The 22679-nt window shown below is 70.5% G+C and carries 20 protein-coding genes; 14 read left to right on the top strand and 6 right to left on the bottom strand.

Annotated features, from left to right (window positions below; genetic code table 11):
• The first annotated feature begins 87 nt into the window (after positions 1–87).
• On the top strand, positions 88–432 hold the full coding sequence (locus tag WD026_RS06235) for a high-potential iron-sulfur protein (protein ID WP_425722759.1): 345 nt from the start codon (positions 88–90) through the stop codon (positions 430–432).
• Between the two features lie 23 nt (positions 433–455).
• On the opposite strand, the gene WD026_RS06230 is transcribed toward WD026_RS06235, so the two are convergent.
• From WD026_RS06230 to WD026_RS06205, 6 genes are read right to left on the bottom strand one after another with little or no spacing between them, the layout of a single operon-like run.
• A complete protein-coding gene (locus WD026_RS06230; RefSeq protein ID WP_425722758.1) occupies positions 456–728 on the bottom strand; it encodes a hypothetical protein in 273 nt (90 codons plus the stop codon).
• 18 nt (positions 729–746) lie between these two features.
• A complete protein-coding gene (locus tag WD026_RS06225) occupies positions 747–1946 on the bottom strand; it encodes a geranylgeranyl diphosphate reductase (RefSeq protein WP_425722757.1) in 1200 nt (399 codons plus the stop codon).
• Complete coding sequence (locus tag WD026_RS06220) at positions 1943–3337, bottom strand: BCD family MFS transporter (protein ID WP_425722756.1); 1395 nt, start codon at positions 3335–3337, stop codon at positions 1943–1945. Before WD026_RS06220 ends, WD026_RS06225 begins: the two co-directional genes overlap by 4 nt.
• Positions 3334–4218 carry a chlorophyll synthase ChlG gene (gene chlG / locus WD026_RS06215; RefSeq protein ID WP_425722755.1) on the bottom strand — a complete coding sequence of 295 codons (885 nt, stop codon included), beginning with the start codon at positions 4216–4218 and terminating at the stop codon, positions 3334–3336. The genes WD026_RS06220 and chlG overlap by 4 nt, the downstream gene beginning before the upstream one ends.
• 57 nt (positions 4219–4275) lie before the next feature.
• Positions 4276–5775: a transcriptional regulator PpsR gene (ppsR, locus tag WD026_RS06210; RefSeq protein WP_425722754.1), complete on the bottom strand. Its 1500-nt coding sequence runs from the start codon at positions 5773–5775 to the stop codon at positions 4276–4278.
• A gap of 42 nt (positions 5776–5817) precedes the next feature.
• Positions 5818–6660, bottom strand: a complete 843-nt coding sequence (locus WD026_RS06205) for a cobalamin B12-binding domain-containing protein (protein ID WP_425722753.1) — start codon at positions 6658–6660, stop codon at positions 5818–5820.
• Positions 6661–6904: 244 nt separating this feature from the next.
• On the opposite strand from WD026_RS06205, the gene bchF reads away from it, so the two are divergent.
• The 13 genes from bchF (at position 6905) to WD026_RS06140 (ending at position 22677) form a co-directional block, all read left to right on the top strand.
• Positions 6905–7390, top strand: a complete 486-nt coding sequence (gene bchF / locus WD026_RS06200) for a 2-vinyl bacteriochlorophyllide hydratase (protein ID WP_425722752.1) — start codon at positions 6905–6907, stop codon at positions 7388–7390.
• Positions 7387–8718 carry a ferredoxin:protochlorophyllide reductase (ATP-dependent) subunit N gene (locus WD026_RS06195; protein ID WP_425722751.1) on the top strand — a complete coding sequence of 444 codons (1332 nt, stop codon included), beginning with the start codon at positions 7387–7389 and terminating at the stop codon, positions 8716–8718. The genes bchF and WD026_RS06195 overlap by 4 nt, the downstream gene beginning before the upstream one ends.
• 1 nt (position 8719) lies before the next feature.
• Positions 8720–10300: a ferredoxin:protochlorophyllide reductase (ATP-dependent) subunit B gene (gene bchB, locus WD026_RS06190; protein WP_425722750.1), complete on the top strand. Its 1581-nt coding sequence runs from the start codon at positions 8720–8722 to the stop codon at positions 10298–10300.
• Positions 10275–14123, top strand: coding sequence for a magnesium chelatase subunit H (locus WD026_RS06185; protein ID WP_425722749.1), 3849 nt, complete (start codon positions 10275–10277; stop codon positions 14121–14123). Before bchB ends, WD026_RS06185 begins: the two co-directional genes overlap by 26 nt.
• Entirely contained in the window at positions 14123–15043 is a 921-nt protein-coding gene (gene bchL / locus WD026_RS06180) for a ferredoxin:protochlorophyllide reductase (ATP-dependent) iron-sulfur ATP-binding protein (protein ID WP_425723209.1), read from the top strand. The genes WD026_RS06185 and bchL overlap by 1 nt, the downstream gene beginning before the upstream one ends.
• 11 nt (positions 15044–15054) lie before the next feature.
• Positions 15055–15774: a magnesium protoporphyrin IX methyltransferase gene (bchM, locus tag WD026_RS06175; RefSeq protein ID WP_425722748.1), complete on the top strand. Its 720-nt coding sequence runs from the start codon at positions 15055–15057 to the stop codon at positions 15772–15774.
• A 5-nt stretch (positions 15775–15779) separates the two neighbouring features.
• Positions 15780–17201 (top strand): BCD family MFS transporter, encoded by a 1422-nt coding sequence (locus WD026_RS06170; protein ID WP_425722747.1) that lies wholly within the window; start codon positions 15780–15782, stop codon positions 17199–17201.
• Between the two features lie 85 nt (positions 17202–17286).
• Positions 17287–18045: a photosynthetic reaction center subunit H gene (gene puhA / locus WD026_RS06165; protein WP_425722746.1), complete on the top strand. Its 759-nt coding sequence runs from the start codon at positions 17287–17289 to the stop codon at positions 18043–18045.
• A complete protein-coding gene (puhB, locus tag WD026_RS06160; protein WP_425722745.1) occupies positions 18042–18710 on the top strand; it encodes a photosynthetic complex putative assembly protein PuhB in 669 nt (222 codons plus the stop codon). The genes puhA and puhB overlap by 4 nt, the downstream gene beginning before the upstream one ends.
• Entirely contained in the window at positions 18707–19207 is a 501-nt protein-coding gene (gene puhC / locus WD026_RS06155) for a photosynthetic complex assembly protein PuhC (RefSeq protein ID WP_425722744.1), read from the top strand. Before puhB ends, puhC begins: the two co-directional genes overlap by 4 nt.
• The gene (acsF, locus tag WD026_RS06150) at positions 19204–20307 is read left to right on the top strand and encodes a magnesium-protoporphyrin IX monomethyl ester (oxidative) cyclase (RefSeq protein WP_425722743.1); all 1104 of its coding nucleotides are present in this window, start codon (positions 19204–19206) and stop codon (positions 20305–20307) included. The genes puhC and acsF overlap by 4 nt, the downstream gene beginning before the upstream one ends.
• Positions 20308–20326: 19 nt before the next feature.
• Positions 20327–21085 carry a putative photosynthetic complex assembly protein PuhE gene (gene puhE / locus WD026_RS06145; RefSeq protein WP_425722742.1) on the top strand — a complete coding sequence of 253 codons (759 nt, stop codon included), beginning with the start codon at positions 20327–20329 and terminating at the stop codon, positions 21083–21085.
• Positions 21082–22677, top strand: a complete 1596-nt coding sequence (locus WD026_RS06140; protein WP_425722741.1) for a phytoene desaturase — start codon at positions 21082–21084, stop codon at positions 22675–22677. Before puhE ends, WD026_RS06140 begins: the two co-directional genes overlap by 4 nt.
• Positions 22678–22679 lie beyond the last annotated feature (2 nt).

The following is a 22679-nucleotide window of genomic DNA, read 5'->3' as shown; positions in this document are numbered from 1 at the left end:
GGCTTCCGGGGCTTAAGTCAACCTTCACGCAGGCGGTCCTAGCATGCGGCGGTGTTCGTTCAACCCCACCCACGAAAGAGGTCACACATGGATCAGTCGAAGAAGAGTTTCCTGGGCGCATCCAGCCGCCGCGTGTTCATGATGCAGGTGGCAGCCGGCGGCACGGCCCTGATGGCGGGTTCGGCCGCACTCGCCCAGGCCCCGGCCATGGTCGATCCGGCGTCGCCGCAGGCCCAGTCCCTGGGTTATGCCGCCGACACCACCAAGGTGGACGCCAAGAAGTACCCCAAGCACGCCGCCACCCAGCAGTGCAGCAACTGCCAGCTGTTCCAGGGCAAGGCCACCGACGCGGCCGGCGGCTGCGGCATCTTCCCGGGCAAGCAGGTGGCCGCCAAGGGCTGGTGCTCGGCCTACGTGAAGAAGGCCGGCTGATCGCCGGTTGAAACGGCCCGGGATCAGGGGCGGTGCCAGCGCCGCCTCAGGTCCCAGGCATGCAGCAGGCCCGAAGCCGCCAGCCCGCCCAGGGTGAGCGGCCATGGCCAGCCGGCCAGGGCGCTGCGCAGCGCCAGCATCAGGCACAGGCCCGAGGACAGGTTGGGCAATACATCCATCGGCGCGACACCCGCGCCGGTGCGCTGGTGGTGCAGGGTCAGCACCACCGCCTCCAGCACGGTGAGCACCAGGATGCCGTCGAGCAGGAGCATCAGGGCGTCGGCAGGCAAGGTCACGCGGTGACTGGGGCTGCGTCAGACACGGGCCATGCCCAGCAGGTGTCCCACGTCCTTGAGGAAGATGCGCACATGGGCCATGGGCTTCTTGCGCACCAGCTTCTTGTTCATGTAGGACTCGAAGGTGAGCTGCTGCACGTCGCGGTCCTCGCAGATCTTCACGAAGCGCTCGCGCCGCTTCTCGCTGCCGTACCAGAACCACTGCATGATGCCCAGCACCTTGAACACGGTGCCGTGCTCGCGCAGGAAGCGCTTGCGGGCCAGCTTGAGGCTGGCGGGGTCGCCGGTGGCCAGCAGCTCGTGCACCGACTGCGCCGCCAGCTGACCACCCAGCATGGCGTAGTAGATGCCTTCGCCCGATGCCGGGGCCACCACGCCGGCGGCGTCGCCGGCCAGCACCAGATCGCGGCCGTTGTCCCAGCGGGGCAGGGGCTTCATGGGAATGGGTGCGCCTTCGCGCCGCAGGGTCTCCAGGCCGTCCAGGCCGCTGGCCTTGCGCATGCGGGCCACCGATCCCTTGAGCGAGAAGCCCTTGTCGGCGCTGCCGGTGCCCACGCTGAGCGTGCCGCCGTGCGGGAACACCCAGCCATAGAAGTCGGGCGAGAAACGGCCCTGGTAGTACACGTCGCAGCGGGCGCCGTCGTAGTCGGCACGGCGCTCGGCCGCCTCCGGGGCGCGCACGATCTCGTGGTACGCAAACACATAGCGGGTCTTCTCGGCGCCGGGCACGCCGCCCTGGCGCGCCACCTCGGAGCGGGCGCCGTCGGCGCCGATCACGCTGCGGGCGCGCACGCTCTGTGGCGTGCTGCTGCCCTTGGGCAGCCAGCTCACGCGGGTGGTGCCGTCGGCATCGCGCTGCAGCTGGGTGAACTGCCCGCTGTGGCGCACGGCGCCGGCCTGGCGGGCGCGTTCACGCAGCCATTCATCGAACTCGGCCCGGTCGACCATGCCGACAAAGCCGTTCTCGATGGGGATGTCCACATGCTTGCTGGACGGCGCGATCATGCGGGCGCACTGGGCCTTGGCCACCAGCATGTGGTCGGGGATGTCGAAGTCGCGGATCAGCCGGGGCGGGATGGCGCCGCCGCAGGGCTTGATGCGGCCCTCGCGGTCCAGCAGCATCACCGCATGGCCCTGGCGGGCGAGTTCCTGGGCGGCGGTGGCGCCGGCCGGGCCGCCACCGATCACCACCACGTCGAAGATGTCGTCGGCATTCATGCTGCGGGCCTCTGTTGCTGGCCGAGAGCGGCCGTGGGAACGGGGAAGGCATCGGTGCGCCGGGGGGTGGCGGCCGCTGCGCGGAAGGACGGTTGCACGGTGGACACCCGGGCGGCCAGTGCGGCAGCGCCCACGAAGGCCAGGGCCTCGATGCCGAACACCAGGGCGTAGGCGGTGCCGGTGTCGGCCAGCAGCGCCCGCGACAGGTCGGCCGCCGCGGTGCCCAGCAGGCCACCCAGGGCAAAGCCGATGGCCTGCGCCGCGCCCCACAGGCCCATGCGCACGCCTTCGCGGCCGTGGCGGCCCTGCGAGGCCAGGGCCATCATGGAGCCGATGGCGCCGATCGAGAACGCACCGTTGCACAGGCCCAGCAGGAACACATTGGCCGACAGCGGCCAGCCCGGGCCCCGCAGGCCGGCCAGCGTGAGCCCGCCCAGGGCCAGGGCCGAGGTGATGCAGCCGCCCACCGCCCAGGCGCGCAGCGAGCCCACATGCCGCCAGCCGGGCACATGGGTCCAGCGGTGCCCCAGGGCGCCGGCAGCCGCCACCAGCAGCATGCCGCTCAGCACGCCGGCGTTCTGCAGGCCCGAGAGCCGGGTGGATTCGCCCGGGGTGAAGCCGAACACGGTGCCGGCAAAGGGCTCCAGGATCAGGTCCTGCGCGCTGAAAGCGATCATCGAGACGAACACGAACACCGTGAAGCGGCGCGCCACCGGCTCGTCCCAGATCTGTGAAAGCGCCTGCCGGAAGGCCGGGCGTGGTGCGTCGGCCGGGGTGGTGTCCGCTGGCCGGTCGACCGTGCCTTCGAGCCCGCGCAGCACCACCAGCGTGACCACGAACGCCAGCAGCGACACGCCGGTGCTCACCGCCACCAGCCGCTGCGGCGAGAACGGGTCGATCAGGCGGCCGGTGATGCCGGCCGTGAGGGCAAAGCCCAGGATCATCATCATCCAGACCAGCGTGGCCGCGCCGGCACGCCGCCCCTCGGGCACCCGCTTGGCCAGCAGCACCAGCAGCGAGGTGCCGGCCGCGCTCACGCCCAGGCCCACCAGCACGAAACCCAGCGTGGCCACCAGCACGCCCATCCAGGGCTGGCTGGCCAGCCACAGGGTGCTGGACGCTGCCACCACCCCGCCAGTGCCCAGCACCGCCATGCCGCCCACGATCCAGGGTGTGCGTCGCTGGCCCACGTCCGATCCGAAACCCATGCGCGGCCTGGCCATCTGCACCGTGTAGTGCAGGGCCACCAGCAGGCCGGGCAGCAGGGCGGGCAGGGCGAGTTCCACCACCATCACCCGGTTCAGGGTGGAGGTGGTCAGCACCACGATGGAGCCCAGGCAGGCCTGCACCAGGCCGATGCGCACGATGCGGGACCAGCCGAAGTCGTTCATGGTGCGGCCCCCAGGCTGCGCAGCGCGAAGGCGCTGACCATCATGCCGGCCACGAACAGGGGCACGCCGAAACCGCTGTACCACAGGGCCCGTTCGGTCGGGCTGGCCAGAAAGCGCCGCATCAGCACGCCCTGCACCAGCAGCAGCGCGGCCACGCCGGCCGCGTGCAGCGGGCGCTCCCAGTGCAGCAGCAGGCCGATCACCAGCACCTGGGGCACCGCCATGAACCAGCAGGCCACGCGGGCCGCGCGGTCCACGCCCAGCTGCACCGGCAGCGAACGCACGCCCATGCGCCGGTCACCGGCCACGGCCTTGAAATCGTTGAGGGTCATGATGCCGTGGGTGCCGGCGCTGTAGAGGGCGGCCAGCACCAGCGATTCGCCGCCGGGCATGGCACCACCGGCCATCACGGCCGCGCCGGTGATCCAGGCAATGCCTTCGTAGCTGATGCCGCAGGCCGCGTTGCCCCACCAGCCGTTTTCCTTCAGGCGCAGGGGTGGCGCGCTGTAGGCCCAGGCCAGCAGCAGGCCGATGGCCGCCGCCCCGAAGCCCCAGGGGCCGAGCACGGTGGCCACCAGCAAGGACAGGGCCGTCCAGGCCACCGCCAGGTACAGGCCCCAGCGGCCCGGCATGCGGCCCGACGGGATGGGGCGCTGCGGCTCGTTGATGGCATCCACATGGCGGTCGAACCAGTCGTTGACGGCCTGGCTGGTGGCGCACACCAGCGGACCGGCCAGGGCCACGCCCACCAGGGCCAGCCACCAGCGCCCGTCCATGGACACACCGGAAGCCACCACCCCGCAGGCAAACGCCCACATGGGCGGAAACCAGGTGATGGGCTTGAACAGCTCGGTGACGGCGGAGAGGGCGGGGCGGGACATGCCGGCCGTTGTACGCCGGTCCACCCCTGGTGTCAATTCAGATTGACACTTGATCTGTCATTCGGCCGGATCGGGGGCCGCGGCATCGTCGCCCGGGCTGTCCTTGATGCCGAAGCGGCGCAGCTTGATGTAGAGGCTCTGGCGGGACAGGCCCAGCATCTCGGCGGCCGACGCGCGGTTGTCGCCGGTCAGATCCAGCGCGGCCTCGATGCACAGCTGCTCGATGAGGTCGGTGGTCTCGCGCACGATGTCGCGCAGCGGCAGGCGGCCCACCAGCTCGGTGAGCTGGCTGGCCGAGCGCGGCAGCTCCTTGCCGCCGCGGCCGTCCAGGCCCAGGCGCCGGCCCACGTCGCGGATGGTGAAGCCCAGGCAGCGCTGCACGCCGTTGTGCACCGCCACGGCCGAGAGCTCGACATCGGTGGTGGAGCCGAACTCGCCGCGCATCTGGGTGCCGAACAGCCGCACCGTGCCGTGCTGGCGCAGGTTGGTGATGAGCACCCGCATGTCCACGCCGGTGCGGCCCAGCCAGCGGTCCAGCATCTCGCCGCGGGCCTGTTCTTCGGTGCCGAGCTGGCCCAGGTCCAGGAAGCTGCGGTTGGCACTCAGGATGCGGCCGTCCAGGTCGGTGACCACCACCGCATCGGGGGCGCCGTCGATCACCTGCAGCAGCTGCTGGCGGCCGGCTGCCAGGGCCGGGGCCATGCTGTCCAGCGGGCGGGTGAAGCGCAGCAGGAAGTGCTGCTGGTTGTCCTGGCGGAACTGCGAGGCGGCCACCAGCATGTCTTCGGTGCCGTCGCGCAGGCGCACGCTGCAGGGGTCGGCGCGGCCGCTCACCCGCAGGCGTTCGATCATCTCGCGCAGGGCGTGGGCACTGGGCTCGTCCAGCCCGTCGGTCAGCGACCAGCTGGGCGCGCGCATGCGTTCGCCGAACAGCTCGTAGGCGGCCGGGTTGGCCTCGGCCAGCCGGTCCATGGCGCCCGCCAGGATGAGCACCGGCTCGGACGCCATCTGGAACAGCAGGCGGTAACGCGTCTCGACCTGGCGCAGCCGCCAGTAGTCGCGCTCCATGGACAGCTGGGCCGTGACCAGCCGTTGCTGCAGGGTGATCTGGTTGCGCAGGTCGTGGCCGAAGGCCAGGCGCCAGGCGCCCTCGCCGCGCTCCACGGTGTCGCGCTCGATGGCCACCAGGGTGTAGGACACCGGCCATTCGCTGCCGTCGGGCAGGGTGTGGTTGACATGGCGCCAGCGCATGACTTCGGGCGCGCCGGTCTGGGCGGCGGGTGCCTCGACCTGGCCCATGAGCTGCTCGATCTTGGGGCGGCTTTCGGCGGCCACCGTGTCCACCCAGGACTGGCCCAGCCAGGCGGAGAGCTGCAGGCTGGACGGTGCCTCGCCCCGGCAGGCGAGGTCGACGATGGTCCCGGCGGGGTCGAGCACCAGGACGATGTCGGTGGCGGTGCTGACCAGCTCGGCCACCACATCGGCAGCCAGACCACTCAGGAAGCGCTCAGGGGCATCAAAAAATCGCTCGGCAGACTCGGACGTCGCCTGGGGCATGTTGTTCTTTCTTTAGGAACCAGGTCAGGGGCTGACGGGCCATCAGGCGTGCGGTTGTCCGCAGACGAGACGTTCGGCCATCCGGGGAGCAGATGCGCCATCCGTGATGATCTCGTCGGCCGCAATGCGTTCCCAGGCGTCGGGATGGACAGCGAAAACAGGGCCGCCGGCGATTATAGAGACGCAACGGTTGAGGCTTTGCCGGCGCACCGATTCGATGGCGTGCGCCAGCGGCTCCAGACCTTCGAGGCTGCCCACGGTGAAGCCGACCACGTCGTACCAGGTGGACTGCACCTGCCAGGACACCGGCTCGGTGGGCAGGAAGTGCGCGTCGACGTCCCAGCCGGCGCGCATGAAGAACTCGCTCACGATGCTCAGCCCCAGGGTGTGCACCTCGCCCGGGGCGGAGGTGAGCAGGATGCGCCGGCCATCGCGGGTGAGGGCCTGGCGCTGCTGCACCAGCGAGGCGCTGTGGTCGCGCACCACCTGCTGCAGCCGGCCCAGGCCGATGGCCACGTCGGTGCAGGTGCATTCGTCGGTGACCCAGCGGTGGCCCAGCAGGCGGGCCACCGGGGCCAGCAGGTCCAGGAAGATGGTCTCCACCGGCACACCCCGCTCGCGCAGCGCACGGACGCAGTCGTTGATGGCCCGGTCGTCGGCGTGCAGCACCAGCTGCGCGAACAGCAGCACCTCGTCGGACTGCACCGAGGCCGGGTGACCCGAGCGGCCCGGCATGCGCCAGGGCGAATGGCCATGGTTGCGCACCAGCCGGGGAATGATGTCCAGCGCCAGGGTGCGGGTGATCAGGTGGGCACGCGAGGTGTCCAGGGCGGCCGGAGCGCTGTCCGGCGGATCCCTGGAATCGGGCTGGTGTTGCTGGGCCATGGTCGTCTCCTGCGAATCGGCTGAATCACCGAGGGCCGGAATTGCTTGCGACCTAAGGCTCGTGGTGCCGGCTGCACGGAGCGACCGGCTGAGATGCCGTCCGGAACTGGCTGGTGGCCGTTCACGGCATGGGAAAACTGTACTCCCTTGGTTTCGGGTGTCAAATTCTTTTTGCGTCAATTTAAGTTGACACTTGGGCGTGTACCACCTAAATTGGGTCATCACGTTCCAGGAGACAGGCTTCATGCCCACCCGCACCGCACCGTCCCCTCTGGGCCGGCCGCTTTACACCCCGGCGCAGCGCCAGCGCCGTGATGCCTCCGCCTGGACCCTGGTCCAGGGCGTGCTGGCCCCGGTGCAGTTCGTGGTGTTCCTGGTGAGCCTGGGTCTGGTGCTGCGTTTCCTGGCCACCGGTCAGGGCGAGTGGGCAGCCACCGTGTCGGTGGTGGTCAAGACCCTGACCCTCTACCTGATCATGGTCACCGGCTGCATCTGGGAGAAGGTGGTGTTCGGGCAGTACCTGTTCGCACCGGCCTTTTACTGGGAAGACGTGTTCAGCATGCTGGTGCTGGCCCTGCACACCGCCTACCTGGCCGCGCTGGCCGGGGGCTGGCTGGACGCCCGGGGCCTGATGCTGCTGGCGCTGGCGGCCTATGCGGCCTATGTCGTCAATGCGGCGCAATTCATCATCAAGCTGCGCATGGCGCGGCTGCAGGGGGTTCCGGCATGAATGCGTCCATCCCCATCCGGTCGCTCGACGCGCCAGGCCCCTCCGGTGGCTGCTCCGACGCGCCCGTGCTGCGCGAACGCGGCCAGCGCGAGGTGTTCTGCGGCCTGACCGGCATCATCTGGCTGCACCGCAAGATCCAGGACGCCTTCTTCCTGGTGGTGGGTTCCCGCACCTGCGCCCACCTGATCCAGAGCGCGGCCGGCGTGATGATCTTTGCCGAGCCCCGGTTTGCCACCGCCATCATCGACGAGCGCGACCTGGCCGGCCTGGCCGACTGCAACGACGAACTCGACCGCGTGGTCGACCGGCTGCTGGAGCGCCGCCCCGACATCCGCCTGCTGTTCCTGGTGGGTTCGTGCCCGTCGGAGGTCATCAAGCTCGACCTCTCGCGCGCCGCGCAGCGCCTGACCACCCGCCACCACCCGGCCACCCGGGTGCTGAACTACTCGGGCAGCGGCATCGAGACCACCTTCACCCAGGGCGAGGACGCCTGCCTGGCCGCCATGGTGCCCACGCTGCCGGCCCCCGATGCGCTGGCCGCCCCCGAGCTGATGGTGGTGGGCGCCCTGGCCGATGTGGTGGAAGACCAGTTCGCCCGGCTGTTCGCGCAGCTGGGCATCGGCCCGGTGCGCTTCTTTCCGCCGCGCCATGCCAACGACCTGCCGCCGGTGGGCGCCAACACCCGCTACCTGCTGGCCCAGCCCTTCCTGGGCGACACGGCTGCCGCCCTCGAAAAGCGGGGTGCGAAGCGCCTGCCGGCCCCGTTCCCGCTGGGCGAGGAGGGCACCACCGCCTGGCTGCTGGCCGCCTGCGAGGCCTTCGGTGTGCCGCGTGAACGCTTCGAGGCCGTCACCGCCGCGCCGCGCCAGCGTGCCCAGGCGGCGCTGGCCCGCCAGCGCGAGGTGCTGGCCGGCCGCTCGGTGTTCTTCTTTCCCGATTCGCAGCTGGAGATCCCGCTGGCCCGCTTCCTGGGCCGCGAGCTCGGCATGCAGCTCGGCGAGGTGGGCACGCCCTACCTGCACCGCGCCCACCTGGCCGACGAGCTGGCCCTGCTGCCCGCCGGCACCCCGCTGTCCGAAGGCCAGCACCTGGAGCGCCAGCTCGACCGCTGCCGCGCCGCCCGCCCCGATCTGGTGGTGTGTGGCCTGGGCCTGGCCAACCCGCTGGAGGCCGAGGGCCTGACCACCAAGTGGGCCATCGAGCTGGTCTTCACCCCCATCCATGGCTACGAGCAGGCCGGCGACCTGGCCGAGCTGTTCGCCCGCCCGCTGCGCCGCCGCGCCCTGCTGGTGCCGGACGAAGCCGCCGAACGCTGGCTGGAGGCCTGACATGCAGCTCACCCTCTGGACCTACGAAGGACCGCCCCACGTGGGCGCCATGCGCATTGCCACCGCGCTGGCCGACGTGCACTACGTGCTGCACGCGCCGCAGGGCGACACCTACGCCGACCTGCTGTTCACCATGATCCAGCGCGACGCCCAACGTCCGCCGGTGACCTACACCACCTTCCAGGCCCGCGACCTGGGCGGCGACACCGCCGAGCTGTTCCAGGCCTCGGCCCGCGAGGCCGTGGAGCGCTTCAAGCCCAATGCCCTGCTGGTGGGCGCTTCGTGCACCGCCGAACTCATCCAGGACGACCCGGGTGGCCTGAGCAAGGCCCTGGGGCTGGACATTCCGGTGGTGGCGCTGGAGCTGCCCTCGTACCAGCGCAAGGAAAACTGGGGCGCTGCCGAAACCTTCTACCAGGTGGTGCGCCAGCTGGCCGATCCGCAGCGCCGGCCCCTGGCCCGCGAGCCGGGGCAACGCGCCCGCTGCAACATCCTGGGTCCGGCCGCGCTGGGCTTCCGCCACCGCGACGACCTGACCGAGATCACCCGCCTGCTCGACCAGCTGGGCATCGATGTGCATGTGGTGGCCCCGCAGGGCGCCACCGCGGCCCAGCTCGCCACCCTGGGCGAGGCGCACTTCAATGTGGTGCTCTACCCCGAGATCGCTTCGGTGGCGGCCGGCTGGCTGCAGCGCACCTTCGGCCAGCCCTTCACCCGCACCGTGCCCATGGGCATGGGCGCCACCCGCGACTTCATCCGCGAGGTGGCCGAGCTGGCCGGGGTCGATCCCGAGCCGGTGCTCCAGGGGCAGGGCGCCCGCGCCCCCTGGTACGCCCGCTCGGTCGACTCCACCTACCTCACCCACAAGCGCGTGTTCGTGTTCGGTGATGCCACCCATGCGGTGGCCTCTGCGCGCATCGCCGCCGAGGAGATGGGCTTCACCGTGGTGGGCATCGGCACCTACAGCCGCGAATTCGCCCGCGAGGTGCGCGCCTGCGCCACCCGCCTGGGCATCGAGGCCCTGATCAGCGACGACTACCTGGAGGTCGAGGCCCGCATCGCCGAACTCCAGCCCGAGCTGGTGCTGGGCACGCAGATGGAGCGGCACATCGCCAAGCGCCTGGGCATTCCGTGCGCCGTCATCTCGGCGCCGGTGCATGTGCAGGACTTCCCGGCCCGCTACTCGCCGGTCATGGGTTTCGAGGGCGCCAACGTGCTGTTCGACACCTGGGTCCATCCGCTGATGATGGGCCTGGAAGAACACCTGATCGGCATGTTCCGCGGCGACGCCGAATTCCACGCCGATGCCGCGCCGTCGCACCTGGGGGGTGCGGTGCGGCCGCAGCCGGCGGCTGTGCAGACCGAACCCGAACCGGTACTGGTCGCCGTGGCAACCGCCCCCGCTGCAGCCCCCGACGGCCCGCTGGCCTGGCAGGCCGACGCCGAGCGCGAGCTGCGCAAGATTCCGTTCTTCGTGCGCGGCAAGGCCCGCCGCAACACCGAGCTGTACGCCAGGGACAAAGGCCTGCCCTCCATCACCCTGGAGACCCTCTACGATGCCAAAGCCCACTTCAGCCGCTGAAGCCGCCCCGGGCCTGCGCGTGGTGCTGGTCACCATGGACAGCCACCTGGCGAGTGCGGCCGAGCGGGCCCACCGCACGCTCTCGCGCCAGTTGCCCGGCGTGTCGCTGGCGGTGCATGCGGCCAGCGAGTGGGCGGACGATGCGGGTGCGCTGCAGCGCTGCGTGGCCGACATCGGCCGGGGCGACATCGTGATCGTCTCCATGCTCTTCATGGAAGACCACTTCCTGCCGGTGCTGCCCGCACTCCAGGCCCGCCGCGCCGCGTGCGATGCCATGGTCTGCCTGATGTCGGCCAGCGAGGTCACGCGCCTCACGCGCATGGGCCGTTTCGACATGAGCGGCCCGGTCAGCGGCCCCATGGCCCTGCTGCGCAAGCTGCGCGGCAAGCCGGCCACCGACGCCGACACCAGCCCGCAGGACCGCAACAACGCCGGCGCGCGCCAGATGAAGATGCTGCGCCGCCTGCCCAAGCTGCTGCGCTTCATCCCCGGCACCGCGCAGGACGTGCGGGCCTATTTCCTGGCCATGCAGTACTGGCTGGCCGGCTCCGAGGCCAACATGGTCTCGCTGGTGCACAGCCTGATCGCCCGTTATGCCGACGGCCCGCGCCGCGCACTGCGCGACCTGGCCAGCCCGGCCGATCCGCTGGAGTACCCGGAGGTGGGCGTGTACCACCCGCGCATGGCGCAGCGCTTGTCGGCCAGCCTGTCCGATCTGCCCGGCGTGGCCACCCGGGGCGAACGCGGCACCGTGGGGCTGCTGGTCATGCGCTCCTACCTGCTGGCCGGCAACACCGGCCACTACGACGGCGTGATCGCCGCCATGGAAGCGCGCGGCCTGCGTGTGGTGCCGGCCTTTGCCACCGGCCTGGACAACCGCCCGGCCATCGACGCCTTCTTCTTCCGCGATGGCCGCCCGGCCATCGACGCGCTGGTCTCCCTCACCGGCTTCTCGCTGGTGGGCGGCCCGGCCTACAACGACGCCGCCTCGGCCGAAGACGTGCTGGCCCGGCTCGACGTGCCCTACCTGTCGGTGGCCCCGGTCGAGTTCCAGACGCTGGACCACTGGGGTGCCTCCGAGCGCGGCCTGCTGCCGGTGGAGAGCACCATGATGGTGGCCATCCCCGAGCTGGATGGCGCCACCGGCTCCATGGTATTCGGTGGCCGTGGCAGCCCGTCGGCCGTGAGCTGCAACGGCTGCTCGCGCCAGTGCCGCTTCGACCACGCCGACCTGGCGCACGACATGCAGGTGTGCAGCGAGCGCGCCGATGCGCTGTCGGCCCGGGTGGGCCGCCTGATCGACCTGCGCCGCCGCGAGCGCGCCGACCGCAAGGTGGCCGCCGTGCTGTTCAACTTCCCGCCCAACGCCGGCAACACCGGCACCGCGGCCTTCCTGGGCGTGTTCGAGTCGCTGTTCAACACCCTGCACGCCATGAAGGCCGACGGCTACACGGTGGAGCTGCCGGCCTCGGTGGACGCGCTGCGCGAAGCCCTGATCGGCGGCAATGCCCAGCAACACGGCGCCCCGGCCAATGTGCATACCCTGATCGACGCCGACGACCATGTGCGGCGCGAACGCTGGCTCAAGGCCATCGAGAAGCAGTGGGGCCCGGCCCCGGGCCAGCAGCTGAGCAACGGCAGCCAGATCTTTGTGCTGGGCGCGCAGTTCGGCAACGTGTTCGTGGGCATACAGCCCGGCATGGGCTTCGAGGGCGACCCGATGCGCCTGCTGTTCGAGCACGGCTTTGCCCCCACCCATGCCTTCTGCGCCTTCTACCGCTACCTGCGCGAGGACTTCAAGGCCGACGCCGTGCTGCACTTCGGCACCCACGGCGCCCTGGAATTCATGCCTGGCAAGCAGGCCGGCCTGACGGCCGACTGCTGGCCCGACCGCCTGATCGGCGACCTGCCCAATCTCTACCTCTACGCTTCCAACAACCCCTCCGAAGGCACCATCGCCAAGCGCCGCGCGGCCGCCACGCTGATCAGCTACCTCACCCCCCCGGTGGCCCAGGCCGGTCTGTACAAGGGCCTGGTGGAGCTGAAGGAAGTGCTGGAGCGTTTCCGCGGTCTGGAGCCCGACGCCAGTGGCGAACGCGAGCGCACCGAGCTGCTGGCCATGATGCAGGCCCAGGCCCAGGTGCTCGAACTCGCCGCCGCCGAGCCGGTCTGGACCGAGCTGCCCGCCGCCACCGCCGACGCCGCCGTGGCCCGCCTGACCGAATCGCTGCTCGAGCTGGAATACACGCTCATCCCCTGCGGTCTGCATGTGGTGGGCCAGGCGCCCACGCCGGCCGAGCGGGTGGACCTGCTGCTGTCGTGCGCCGAGGCCTCGCATGGCGAAGCCGCCGGCTCGCAGCGCCTGCGCCCCGCGCTGACCGCACTCACCCAGGGGGCCACGCTGGATGCTGCCCTGCAGGCGCTGGCGTCCGAACAGCGCACCGATGCCGACCGCGCCACACTCGCGGCCCTAGCCAGCACCGACGCCCTGCTGGTGCAGGACCACGAGATGCAGGGCATCCTGCGCGCGCTCGATGGCCGCTTCCTGCGGCCCGCACCGGGTGGCGACCTGCTGCGCACCCCCGACATCCTGCCCACCGGCCGCAACCTGCACGGCTTCGACCCCTTCCGCATGCCCAGCGCCTACGCCGTGAAGGACGGCGCCCGCCAGGCCGAGCGCCTGATCGAGCGCCACATGGCCGACGGCAACCTGTTCCCCGAATCCATCGCCATGGTGCTGTGGGGCACCGACAACCTCAAGAGCGAGGGTGGCCCCATTGCCCAGGTGCTGGCGCTGCTGGGCACCCGGCCGCGCTTCGACGGTTATGGCCGCCTGGCCGGTGCCGAGCTGATCCCGCTGGCCGAACTCGGCCGCCCCCGGGTGGACGTGGTGATCTCGCTCTCCGGCATCTTCCGCGACCTGCTGCCGCTGCAGATCCGCCTGCTGGCCGAGGCCGCCTTCCTGGCCGCCAGCGCCGACGAGCCGCTGGAGCAGAACGCGGTGCGCCGCCATGCGCTGGCCTACATGGCCCAGCACGGCTGCGACCTGGAGACCGCCTCGCTGCGCGTGTTCGGCAATGCCGAGGGGGCCTATGGCGCCAACGTGAGCAGCCTGATCGACAACAGCCGCTGGGACAACCCGGACGAACTCGCCGAGACCTACAGCCGCCGCAAGGGCTTCGCCTACGGCCGCGCCGGCCGTCCGGTGCAGCAGGGCGCCCTGCTGCAGAGCATGCTGGCCGACGTGCAGCTGGCTTACCAGAACCTCGATTCGGTGGAGCTGGGCGTGACCACGGTGGACACCTACTTCGACACCCTGGGCGGCGTGAGCCGCGCCATCCAGCGCGCCAAGACCCGGGTGCAGGGCAGCAGCGCGCAGGTGGCACCGGTCTACATCGGCGACCAGACCCGCGACAGCCACGGCGGCGGCACGGTGCGCACCCTGAACGAGCAGGTGGCCCTCGAAACCCGCACCCGCATGCTCAACCCCAAATGGACCGAGGGCATGCTGCAGCACGGCTACGAAGGCGTGCGCCAGATCGAGGTGCACCTCACCAACACCATGGGCTGGTCGGCCACCACCGGGCAGGTGCAGCCCTGGGTGTACGAGCAGCTCACCCAGGCCCTGGTGCTCGACCCCGCCATGCGCCAGCGCCTGGCCGAACTCAATCCCACCGCGTCGGCGCGTGTGGCCCACCGCCTCATCGAGGCGTCGGAACGCCAGTTCTGGAACCCCGATCCCCAAGTGTTGCAAGCCTTGCGACAAGCCAGTGAAGAACTGGAAGACCGCCTGGAAGGCGTGTTCGAAGGAGCCCCCGCATGATGGAAACCAGCATCCCCGTGACCGAGCTGAGGCGCACCCCGGTCCGGTCCGGACGTCCTCCCGACGGCGAGGGCAGCCTGCAGGTGCAGCTCGACCCGAACATCAAGATCGGCAATGCCAAGGTCTTTGCCATCTACGGCAAGGGCGGCATCGGCAAGAGCACCACCAGCTCCAACCTGTCGGCCGCGTTCTCGCACCTGGGCAAGCGGGTGCTGCAGATCGGCTGCGACCCCAAGCACGACAGCACCTTCACCCTGACCAAGAAGATGCTGCCCACCGTGATCGACGTGCTGGAGACGGTCGACTTCCACCCCGAGGAACTGCGGGTCGAGGACTTCGTCTTCCCCGGCTACAACGGCGTGATGTGTGTGGAAGCCGGCGGCCCGCCGGCCGGCACCGGCTGCGGTGGCTACGTGGTGGGGCAGACGGTCAAGCTGCTCAAGGAGCACCACCTGCTCGAAGACACCGACGTGGTCATCTTCGACGTGCTGGGCGACGTGGTGTGCGGCGGCTTTGCGGCCCCGCTGCAGCACGCCGACCGGGCCATGATCGTCACGGCCAACGATTTCGACTCCATCTTCGCCATGAACCGCATCGTGCAGGCGATCGGGGCCAAGGCCAAGAACTACGGTGTGCGGCTGGGCGGCGTGATCGCCAACCGCAGCGCCGGCACCGACCAGATCGACAAGTACAACGCCCAGACCGGCCTGAAGCTGGCCGCGCGTTTCCCCGACCTGGACGCCATCCGCCGCAGCCGCCTGAAAAAGTCCACCCTGTTCGAGATGGAAGACTCGCCCGAGGTGCAGGCCGTGCGCGACGAATACATGCGCCTGGCCGCCGCCATGTGGCTGGGGGGCGACCCGCTGCCCGCCGTGCCCATGCGCGACCGCGACATCTTCGACCTGCTGGGTTACGACTGAAAGGCGCCGCCATGGACATGCGCAACGCCTCCAGCCGCTACCTCGACCGCCGCGACGAGATCGAGACCTACTTCGACCGCACGGCCGTGCAGGCCTGGGAGCGCCTGACCTCCACCGCCCCGGTGGGGCGCATCCGCGCCACCGTGCGCGCCGGCCGCGACCAGATGCGGGAGAACCTGCTGAGCTGGCTGCCGCAGGACATGCAGGGCCTGCGCCTGCTGGACGCCGGTTGCGGCACGGGCGCACTGGCCGCCGAGGCGGCGCGGCGCGGCGCCGACGTGGTGGCCATCGACCTGTCGCCCACCCTGGTGCAGCTGGCCCGCGACCGCTGGAACGAGACACCGCAGCCCAGCGGCTGCGGCCGCATCGACTTCCAGGCCGGCGACATGCTCGACGAGAGCTTCGGCGGCTTCGACCATGTGGTGGCCATGGACTCGCTCATCCACTACGACACCGACGACATGGTGAGTGCGCTGGCGCGGCTGGAGTCGCGCACCCGCCGCAGCATGCTGTTCACCTTTGCACCGCGCACGCCGCTGCTGGCGGCCATGCACAGCGTGGGGCGCCTGTTCCCGCGCAGCGACCGCTCGCCTGCGCTCACGCCGGTGGCCCAGCCCATGCTGCGCGCCGGCCTGTCGGTGGCGCTGTCGCCGCGCGGCTGGATCGAAGGGCGCAGCCAGCGTGTGGCCAGCGGCTTCTACACCTCGCAGGCCTGGGAGTGGCGCCGGTGAACCTGATGCGCATGCTCTCCCCGGCGTGGGCGGTGCAGCTCACGCGCCGCTACGCGCCCTTTGCGGACGCGGCCTCGGCCGATCTGCCGCTGGGGCGGCTGCTGCGCCTGTCGCTGTTCCAGGCCGCCATCGGCATGACCATGGCGCTGCTGGTGGGCACGCTCAACCGGGTGATGATCGTGGAGCTGGGCGTGCCGGCCTGGTGGGTGGCACTGTCGGTGGCGCTGCCGCTGGTGTTTGCGCCGCTGCGCGCCCTCATCGGTTACCGCAGCGACACCCATCCCTCGCCCATGGGCCTGCGCCGCATGCCCTACATGTGGATGGGCACGCTGCTGATGTTCGGCGGCCTGTCCATCATGCCGTTTGCCCTGCTGCTGCTCACGGTCGACGATGCCGGCGTGTGGGCCGGCCGCATCGGCGCGGCGCTGGCCTTCCTGCTGGTGGGCGCGGGCATGCAGATCACGCAGACCGCCGGCATGGCGCTGGCCAGCGACCTGGCCCCGGTGGACAAGCGCCCGCGCGTGGTGGCGCTGCTCTACGGCACGCTGCTGGTGGGCATGATCGTGGGCAGCGCGCTGCTGGGCCACATCCTGCAGGACTTCAGCCCCACCCGCCTGGTGCAGGTGGTGCAGGGCGCGGCGGTGGTGGTGGCGGTGCTCAACGTCACCTCGCTGTGGAAGCAGGAGCCGCGCCAGGCCCGCCGCGGCGCGCGCGCGCCGGACGGCTTCAGCCGCAGCTGGCAGCGCCTCATGGCCATCCCGCGCATCCGCCGCTTCCTGTGGACCGTGGGCCTGGGCACCGTGGCCTTCAGCATGCAGGACATCGTGCTGGAACCCTTCGGCGGCCAGGTGCTGGGCCTGGACGTGAGCCTGACCAGCGCACTCACCGCCATGAGCGCGGGCGGTGCCCTGCTGGCCTTCGTGTTTTCGGCGCGTTTCACATCACGCGGGCTCGACTCCATCCGCCTGGCGGCACTTGGGACCCTGCTCGGCCTGCCAGCCTTCGCCTGCGTGATCTTTTCTGCCCCGCTGCAGTCGCCACTGATGTTCCAGTGCGGTGCAGCCCTCATCGGCTTTGCCGGCGGCCTGTTCTCGGTCGGCATGCTGCTGACCGCGATGGACCTGCCCGAGCCGGAACACACCGGCCTGGTGCTGGGCGCCTGGGGCGCGGTGCAGGCCACGGCGGCCGGCCTGTCCATGGCCGTGGGCGGCGTGCTGCGCGACGTGATCGACGGCATGGTGCACGCCGGCTGGCTGTCCGGCCCGCTCGATTCGCCGGCCACCGGCTACAGCGTGGTGTTCCACGTCGAGATCTACCTGTTGTTCGTGGTGCTGATCGCCCTGGGTCCCCTGGTGCGCCGCTCCACCGCCTCTGCCCGGCCCGAGCGCCGCCACCAGCCCATCGGCCTGGCCGAACTGCCCGGCTGAACCGACCCATCCCGGTTGCCATCCCGTCACCCCTTCACCCACCGAACTGCCACCGCAGCCCAGCCCCGCCCACAAGGAGTCCATCATGGAAACAGGCGCCATCACCCAGTACGTCGACGTCGCGCAGCTCGTGCTGTACGCCTTCTGGCTGTTCTTCTTCGGCCTCATCTGGTACCTCCAGCGCGAGAGCCACCGCGAGGGCTACCCCATGGACCCGGGCCGCGAGAACGGCCCCAAGATCACCGGCTGGCCGGTGGCCGAGCCCACCGCCTACAAGCTGGCCGATGGCCGCGAGGTGCTCAGCCCCGACCACAACCGCCCGGACGGTGCCTACAGCGCACAACCCACCCATGGCTGGAACGGCGCCCCGCTGGAGCCGGTGGGTGATCCGCTGCTGGCCGGCGTGGGACCGGGCGCCTGGGCGGCCCGTGCCGACCACCCCGACATGCTGCTGCACGGCGGACCCAAGATCGTGCCGCTGCGGGTGGCCACCGACCATGGCGTGGCCCGCCAGGACACCGATCCGCGTGGCCTGCCGGTGCTGGGCGCCGACGGCGAGACCGCCGGCCGCGTCAAGGACATGTGGGTGGACCGCTGCGAGATGATGTTCCGCTACATCGAGGTCGAGCTGGTGGCCGGCCGCAGCGTGCTGCTGCCCATCACCTTTGCCCGCATCCGCAAGGACCGCGTGGAGGTGCATGCCCTCATGTCCGACCAGTTCGGCAACGTGCCGGCCCTGAAGAACCCCGACCAGGTGACCCTGCTGGAAGAGGAAAAGATCTGCGCCTACTACGGCGCCGGCACCCTGTACGCCACGCCGCAGCGCCAGGAGCCGCTGGTATGAACCCCGGCCACGAACACGAGTTCGAAGCGGCGCCCGGTCTGCCCGAGCCGCTGCCACAGGGCGAGCAGCTCCTGTGGCAGGGCCGCCCGGACTGGCGTTCGCTGGCCGTTCATGCCTTCCATGTGCGCAAGGCGGCGATCTATTTCGCCGCCATGCTGACCATCCAGGTGCTCTACCTGCTGGGCGAGGCCGGTCCGTTCCCGATCGCCTCGGTCGCCACCAGCCTGCTGCTGGCCTCGGTGGCCCTGGCCCTGCTGGCGGCCACCGCGTGGATGTCGTCGCGCACCACGCTCTACACCGTGACCGACCGGCGCATCGTCATGCGCATCGGCATCGTGCTCACGCTCACCTTCAACCTGCCGCTCAAGCGGATTGCGTCGGCGGCCCTCAACCCGCACGGCCGCACCGGCGACATCGCGCTCAACCTGGTGGCCAACGAGCGCATCGGCTACTTCCACCTGTGGCCGCATGCGCGTGCCTGGGAAGTGCGCCGCCCGCAACCCACGCTGCGCTGCATCACCGATGCCGCTGCCGTGGGCGCGCTCATCCAGCGCCAGTGGATGGCGGTCCATCCCCAGGCCCAGGTGGTGCAGCCCGAGGTGGCTTCGCCCGCCGTGCCGCCCATGGCCGAGCCGCAGCGCCAGCCCGAGGTGGTGACCGCATGAGCTCCCACCACCACGACGCGCCGTTCGGCAACGTCACGCCCTGGCCGATCTATGCCCTGGGCGCGCTGCTGCTGACCACGCTGGGCGTGGTGGCCTGGGAACGCATGGCCCACCTGAAGGCCGCCGACCGGCCGGCGGTGCAGGCCCCCGCCGCCGACGTGCTGTGGCAGCGCCAGCTGCGCTTTGCCGACACGGCGCAAGGCCACATTGCCGTGACCGACCATGTGTCCGGCCAGACCGTGGCCACCTTCGAGGGCCAGCAGGGTTTCCTGCGCGGCAGCCTGCGGGCGCTGGCCCGCAGCCGCCAGCGCGCCGGCCAGGGACCGGAGCAGCCCTTCGTGCTGACCGGCCACACCGACGGCCGTCTGGTGCTGCTCGACCCGGTCACCGGCGACCGCATCAACCTCGAATCCTTCGGGCCGACCAACGCCGCCGTGTTCGCACAGCTGCGTCCCTCGGCCCCCGTACCGACCCCGACCACCGGAGGCACACCATGATCGACAGCCACCAGGACCCGCTGGACCAGCTGATGGCCCACCTCAGCACCACCGAGGACGCCACCGCCCTGGCCGCGCGCAGCACCATGCTCACGCCGCGCTTTTACACCACCGATTTCAAGGCCATGGACCGGCTCGACGTGAGCCCGGTGCGCGCCGAGTGGGACGCCATGATGGCGGAGTACGAGGGCGACACCAACCACGACCACTTCAAGCGCGATGCGGCCTTTGCCGAAGAACTGCGCACGCTCATGCCCCAGCTCACGCCCGAGCTGCGCCAGGAGTTCCTGGACTTCCTCATCAGCTCCTGCACCTCGGAGTTCTCGGGCTGCATCCTCTACAACGAGATCCGCAAGCACGTCAGCAACCCCGACATCAAGCAGCTGATGGCCTACATGGCGCGCGACGAGTCGCGCCACGCCGGCTTCATCAACCAGTCGCTCAAGGACTTCAACCTCGGCATCGACCTGGGCAACCTCAAGAAGGTCAAGGCCTACACCTACTTCAAGCCCAAGTACATCTTCTACGCCACCTACCTGTCGGAGAAGATCGGCTACGCCCGCTACATCACCATCTTCCGGCAGCTGCAGCGCCACCCGGACAAGCGCTTCCACCCGATCTTTCGCTGGTTCGAGCGCTGGTGCAACGACGAATTCCGGCACGGCGAATCCTTCGCGCTCATCATGCGCGCCCAGCCCGGGCTGCTGCGCGGTGCCAACAAGCTGTGGATCCGCTTCTTCATCCTGGCGGTCTACGCCACCATGTACGTGCGCGACCACACCCGACCGCTGCTGCACGAGGCCATGGGCCTGGAGTCGACCACCTACGACTACGAGGTGTTCCGCATCACCAGCGACATCTGCCGCCAGGTCTTCCCGATCGAGGTGGACATCGACAACCCGGTGTTCCGGCGCGGGCTGGAGAGCCTGCTGCAGACCTCGCTGGCGGCCGACCGGGCGCGGGCGCGGGGCGGCCTGGTGGGCCGGCTGCAGCTGGCCGGCTGCGCCGTGCGGGCGGCCTTCACCTTCGGCCGGCTGTTCCTGCAACCGGTGATCCACCACGAGCTGCCGCGCGAGATCCGCATGCAGCCGGTGTGGTGAACCGCACCGGGCCGGCGCCATGGCCGACGCGCTCGTGACCGTCATCGCCCCGGCGCTGTTTGCCCTGCTGTGCTGGTGGTTCGGCACGGGTGCCATCCTGTGGCTGGTGCGGCGACCGCCGGCCACCTTTGCCTGGAGCATGGCCGCCCTCACCGTGTTGCTGGGCCTGAGCTTCTGGACCGCGCGCCTGAGCATGCGCGATCCGTCGGAGCAGGGCGCCTACCTGGCCTTTGCCAGCGTGATCGTCATGTGGAGCTGGCACGAGATGGCCTTTCTGACCGGCTGGCTGGCCGGGCCCCGGCGCCGGGCGCTGGACGCCGGCCTGCGCGGCTGGCCGCGCTTCGTGCAGTCCACCCAGGCCGTGCTGTGGCACGAGCTGGCACTGGCTGCCCACCTGGCGGTGCTGTGGTGGATGCAGCCGGCGCAAGGCAGCCATGTGGCGCTGTGCACCTTTGCCGTGCTGTGGTTCATGCGCTTCTCGGCCAAGCTCAACCTGTTCCTGGGCGTGCCCGAAACCGGCGAGCAGTACCTGCCGGCGCGGCTGCGGTACCTGGCCAGCTATTTCCGGCGCGGGCCGCTGAGCCTGTTCTTCTTCCTCAGCGTGGGCGTGTCCATCGCCATCTGGGTGGGGCTGGTGTGGCAGGCCCAGCATGGCGAGACCGTGGTCTCCACCGGCTGGGTGCTGCTGGCCGCACTGCTGGGCCTGGCCATCGTCGAACACCTGATCATGGCGTTTCCCACGCCCATGCAGAAACTCTGGTCCTGGGCCATGCCATGAACGCCTACCGCACCCCCGACGGCTTCATGGACGGCTTTCCGCCGCCCTCCGGACCGGCGCCCATCCCGGGCCCGGCGGCCCGGGGCAACCCGGATGCGCCGCACGCCATCGTGATCGGCAGCGGCTTCGGCGGGCTGGCGGCGGCGGTGCGCCTGGGCGCCAAGGGCTGGCGCGTGACGGTGCTGGAAAAACTCGATGCCCCCGGTGGCCGCGCCTATGTGCACCGCCAGGCCGGCCACGTGTTCGACGCCGGCCCCACCATCATCACCGTGCCGTATCTGTTCGAGGAGCTGTGGGCCCTGTGCGGGCGCAGCTTCCACGACGAGGTCACGCTCAAGGCGCTCGACCCGTTCTACCGCATCCGTTTTGCGGACGGCAGCCACTTCGACTACAGCGGCATCCTGGAGAAGCAGCGCGCCGAGATCGCGCGCATCCATGCGCCGGACCTGCCGGGTTACGACCGCTTCGTGGCCGAGGCCGACCACTGCTACCGCCTGGGCTTCGAGGCGCTGGGCGACAAGGCCTTCGACACCGTGGGCGACCTGCTGCGGGCCAGCCCCGCCATCCTGAAGATGCGTGGCTGGCGCAGCCTGCACGGCATGGTGGCCAGCCATGTGAAGCACCCCAAGCTGCGGGCCGCACTCAGCCTGCAGAGCCTGCTGATCGGCGGCAACCCGTTTTCGGTCACCTGCATCTACAGCCTCATCAATGCGCTGGAGCGCCGCTTCGGCGTGCACTGGGCCATGGGCGGCACCGGGCAGCTGGTGCAGGGCCTGGTGGGCCTGCTGCAGGGGCAGGGCAGCACGTTGCGCTGCAACGCCGAGGTGCGCCGCATCGAGGTGGAGGGTGGCCAGGCCACCGGCGTCACGCTGGCCAGCGGCGAACGCATCGCGGCCGACATCGTGATCTCCAACGCCGACACCGCCTGGACCTACCGTCACCTGGTGGAGCCCGAACACCGCCACCACTGGACCGACCGCCGCGTGGAGCGGGGCCGTTATTCCATGAGCCTGTTCGTCTGGTACTTCGGCACCCGCCGCACCTACGACGACGTGCCGCACCACATGATGCTGCTGGGACCACGCTACCGCGAGCTGCTGGCCGACATCTTCAAGAACCACCACCTGGCCGACGACTTCAGCCTTTACCTGCACCGGCCCACCGCCAGCGACCCGTCCATGGCGCCGCCCGGGCACGACACCTTTTATGTGCTGGCGCCGGTGCCGCACCTGGACAGCGGCACCGACTGGTCGGTGCGCGCAGCTCCCTACCGCGAGGCCGTGGCCCGCGTGCTGGAGAACACGGTGCTGCCGGGCTTCCAGAAAGAGATCAGCGCCTCGCTCATCACCACCCCGCAGGACTTCCACGACCGGCTGCTGTCCTACAAGGGCGCGGCCTTCGGCCTGGAGCCGTTGCTGCTGCAGAGCGCCTGGTTCCGCCCGCACAACCGCAGCGAAGACGTGCCCGGCCTGTACATGGTGGGCGCCAGCACCCACCCGGGCGCCGGCGTGCCGGGCGTGCTCATGTCGGCCAAGGCGCTGGATTCGGTGGTGCCGCACGCCGTGGCCCACCGGGCGCTGCATCCCTTGTGAAC

Source organism: Hydrogenophaga sp. R2 (assembly GCF_049843595.1).
Lineage (GTDB): Bacteria > Pseudomonadota > Gammaproteobacteria > Burkholderiales > Burkholderiaceae_C > Hydrogenophaga.
The sequence above is the reverse complement of the archived record's forward strand: the minus strand, read 5'-3'. Positions and strand labels throughout refer to the sequence as shown.